We start from the raw sequence: 3,421 nt of genomic DNA, 5'->3' as shown, positions 1-3,421 counted from the left end.
AGCGAACTTCTTCATACGAGTAACTCCTGTTTTTCGGAAAGTCTGCCGGGTGTCTTGTCGGCAGGGTTACCAAGGATATTGCGAACGCTGTGCCAATTTTGAAATAGAGAAAAAACCTTATTAATCAATAAGTTATAACATCAGAAAATTTTCGAAATCATGCAAAATGCACGAGAAGCACAAACACTGCATGCAAGTTGCGGGTTTACGGAAAGTTCCTAAGATGCTGAAATTTCTGAGCTTTATCTGCGGCATTTGACGACGGGTCGACAAACAGGAAAAACCCCGCAAAAGCGGGGACTTGATTCAGCACTTCATGCCGCAGACCCGGAACACCCTTTAGGCAAGTAATCCGGGGAAACGCTGCTCTTACATGACCAGCCTTTGGTTTCGTCCCGTGTCAGGGTGACGGTTTTGCCCTGGACCACGCCTGGGGCATTGTTCAACGTACATACGATTGATCCCGCCCCCTCCGGTGTTGTAGCCGTCACAGACAGGGTGCAGTGGCTGGTCGATGTCGCACCGGCGGGCGCCACGTTGGCAATTGTCGGGGTTTCCCCCTGGTTGATCACATCCTCGAACGGCACCTTCATTGCAGTCAACTCGGCCAGCGCCGCCGTGACCTTGGCCCGAGCCTGGTACTTGGAATACATCGGCAGGCCCAGCGTTGCCAGAATCCCGATGATCGCCACCACGACAAGCAACTCGATCAGGGTAAAACCTTTCTGATTGTTCATGTACAAGCTCCATGCATGAGTCGAAGGCTCATGACCTGCCCCATGGCAGCACAGCCTGTGCCAAGGCGAGAAGCCCCTGTTGGCAGGGGGCGTGGTGGCCGCAAAGCCCTTACCTACTACCTGGATCAGCACTATCTGACGTTTTTTGTCACCTTACCCTTGCGGGTTTGGCCCCGTCCCTTGACTAGGCTATAAGAGCAATTCAATCGGAATACCCAGGACTGAACATGGCGGTCAAGGCAGCGAAAATCAGCGTGTATGCATGGGAAGGCATCGACCGCAAAGGCACAAAAGTGACCGGCGAACTCAGCGCTCAAAACCCGGCGCTGATCAAGGCGAAGCTGCGCAAACAAGGCATCAGTCCCGGCAAGGTTCGCAAGAAAAACCATTCGGTGTTCAACATGGGCAAGCGCATCAAGGCCCAGGACATTGCCCTGTTCACCCGGCAAATGGCGACGATGATGAAGGCCGGGGTGCCGTTGTTGCAGTCCTTCGACATCATCGGCGAGGGCTTCGACAATCCGGCCATGCGCAAGCTGGTGGACGAACTGAAACAGGAAGTCGCGGCAGGCAGCAGCTTCGCCGCCGCCCTGCGCAAGAAGCCCCGCTATTTCGATGAGCTGTATTGCAACCTGGTGGATGCCGGCGAGCAGGCCGGTGCCCTCGACACCCTTTTGGAGCGGGTCGCGACCTACAAGGAAAAAAGCGAAAGCCTCAAGGCCAGGATCAGGAAAGCCATGACCTACCCGCTGGTAGTGGTGTTCGTCGCGGCGATTGTCACCGGGATTCTGCTGGTCAATGTCGTGCCGCAGTTCGAGTCGGTGTTCAAGGGCTTTGGCGCCGAACTGCCGGCCTTCACCGTGATGGTCATTGGCCTGTCGCAGTTCATGCAGGCCTGGTGGTGGATGGTCCTTGGCACGCTGACTACTATAGCCTTCGGCGTGCGCCACGCCCTCAAGACATCCCCGGTCTTCCGTGACCGGATGGACACCTGGCTGCTGAAACTGCCGCTGGTGGGCACCCTGATGCACAAGTCCGCCGTGGCCCGGTTCGCCCGTACACTGTCGACCACTTTCGCTGCCGGCGTGCCGCTGGTGGAGGCCCTGGAATCAGTGGCCGGTGCGACCGGCAATAGCGTGTTCAAGCGCGCGGTATTGCGCATCCGGCAGGACATCTCGACCGGCATGCAATTGAATTTCGCCATGCGTACCTGCGGCGTCTTCCCGAACATGGCGATACAAATGACTGCCATCGGCGAAGAGTCTGGCACCCTGGACGCTATGCTCGACAAAGTCGCGGGATTCTACGAAGACAACGTCGATAACATGGTCGATAACCTCACCAGCCTGATGGAGCCGTTCATCATGGTGGTGCTGGGTGTTATCGTCGGTGGACTGGTAGTTGCCATGTACCTGCCCATCTTCCAACTTGGCTCAGCGATCTGACATGCCCTTGAATGAAATCCTGATTCACTCTCCGCTGGCCTTTGTCCTTCTCGCAGGCATCACCGGCCTGCTGGTCGGCAGTTTCCTCAATGTCGTGATCTGGCGCCTGCCGAAAATGCTCGAACGCGACTGGCGTGAGCAGGCCCATGACATTCTCGGGCTGCCTGGCGAAACGCCGCTGCCGACCTACAACCTGTTGCTGCCCCATTCCCAGTGCCCACACTGCGGTCACCGAATCCGCACCTGGGAAAACATCCCGCTGCTCAGTTATGTGTTTTTGCGCGGCCGCTGTTCAGCCTGTGCGGCGGCGATCAGCCCGCGCTATCCGTTGACCGAACTGGCCTGTGGCCTTTTGTCGGCGTTTGTTGCCTGGCACTTCGGCTTCGGTTGGCCGGCCGCCCTGGTGCTGTTCCTGAGCTGGGGCTTGCTGGCGATGAGCCTGATCGACGCCGAACATCAGATATTGCCGGACGTACTGGTGCTGCCGTTGATGTGGCTGGGGTTGATCGTCAACAGTTTCGGCCTGTTCGTGTCGTTGCACGAGGCGCTTTGGGGTGCGATAGCCGGCTACTGCGGGCTGTGGTCGGTGTTCTGGCTGTTCAAGCTGATCACGGGCAAGGACGGCATGGGCTACGGAGATTTCAAGCTGCTGGCGATGCTGGGCGCCTGGGGTGGCTGGCAGATTCTGCCGCTGACCATCCTGCTGTCCTCGCTGGTGGGTGCCATTTTCGGGCTGATGATGCTGCGCTTGCGCAATGCACAAACCTCGACGCCAATCCCTTTCGGTCCCTATCTGGCCATTGCCGGCTGGATTGCGTTGCTCTGGGGTGGTCAAATAACCGACCTCTATTGGCAGTTTGTCGGTTTGAAATGAATAGCCCTGTGGAAAAACCCTGGATTCTCGGCCTGACCGGCGGTATCGGCAGCGGTAAAAGTGCGGCCGCCCAACACTTCATCGATCTGGGCGTGCATGTGGTCGACGCCGATCATGCCGCTCGCTGGGTAGTTGAACCTGGCCGCCCGGCACTGGCACAAATCGCCGGGCACTTCGGCCCAAGCGTGTTGCAAACCGACGGGCAACTGGACCGCGCAGCGCTACGCAAATTGATCTTCGAAGTGCCTGAAGAACGCCGCTGGCTGGAGGCCCTCCTGCATCCGCTGATCGGCGAGGAGATCGCTCACCACCTGGCGCTGGCAAAATCGCCTTATGCGATTCTGGTTTCGCCGCTGCTGATCGAG

The 3,421-nt window shown here is 58.0% G+C and carries 4 protein-coding genes; 3 read left to right on the top strand and 1 reads right to left on the bottom strand.

Annotation, left to right across the window (positions count from 1 at the left end; translation table 11 throughout):
• Window positions 1–314: 314 nt before the first annotated feature.
• Window positions 315–737 (bottom strand): pilin, encoded by a 423-nt coding sequence (locus AC1DVH_RS28090; RefSeq protein ID WP_477756537.1) that lies wholly within the window; start codon window positions 735–737, stop codon window positions 315–317.
• 227 nt (window positions 738–964) lie between these two features.
• On the opposite strand from AC1DVH_RS28090, the gene AC1DVH_RS28085 reads away from it, so the two are divergent.
• The 3 genes from AC1DVH_RS28085 to coaE all read left to right on the top strand — a co-directional run.
• Window positions 965–2,182 (top strand): type II secretion system F family protein, encoded by a 1,218-nt coding sequence (locus AC1DVH_RS28085; protein ID WP_477756536.1) that lies wholly within the window; start codon window positions 965–967, stop codon window positions 2,180–2,182.
• Between the two features lies 1 nt (window position 2,183).
• Window positions 2,184–3,056 (top strand): prepilin peptidase, encoded by an 873-nt coding sequence (locus AC1DVH_RS28080; protein WP_477756535.1) that lies wholly within the window; start codon window positions 2,184–2,186, stop codon window positions 3,054–3,056.
• Between the two features lie 8 nt (window positions 3,057–3,064).
• On the top strand, window positions 3,065–3,421 hold a 357-nt coding region (coaE, locus tag AC1DVH_RS28075; protein ID WP_477756534.1), incomplete at its 3' end, for a dephospho-CoA kinase.

This window comes from Pseudomonas sp. P4_C3 (assembly GCF_056402075.1).
This window is presented reverse-complemented; position numbering and strand designations above follow the sequence as displayed.